Genomic DNA, 432 nt, shown 5'->3' on the forward strand with positions numbered 1-432 from the left:
TTAAAAACTCAGTTCCAAACATGCGTGAAAGAATGCGAGTTACTTCACCTTTTGGTGATGGTTTAACATGGGACTATTACTATGATGTAGCATCTAATGGATGTGAAAGAAAAATCAAGTTCCAATTATGGTTCGATGTAATTCAACCAGTACCGTATGACGATACATGTGCTAAAGCACCAGTATTACATTTTGATACAGGTTGTACTGCTAATACTTGTCCGTCAAGTGGAATTAGTGGTGACGGTGGTTTATAGTTTATGACAGCAATATATGCTTTTTATAGTAAGCCATTTGGCTCAGTTGATATAAGGAACGCTCAAACACACTGGGCGTTCCCTTATATCGAATTTCTTGTATTAGCATATAGTGTAAGTAAGAGTAAAAGTTTTGGATTTGAAACAGTTCTTTTTTGTGATGATTACGGTTATG

The 432-nt window shown here is 35.6% G+C and carries 1 protein-coding gene; it reads left to right on the forward strand.

Translation table 11 applies throughout. The features are described 5' to 3' along the window. Positions 1 to 257 (forward strand): hypothetical protein (locus AC3DEV_RS17220; protein ID WP_488372912.1); only part of this gene is annotated, 257 nt, incomplete at its 5' end. Positions 258 to 432 lie beyond the last annotated feature (175 nt).

It is taken from the genome of Dietzia sp. IBK-p2-15D, from assembly GCF_057773105.1.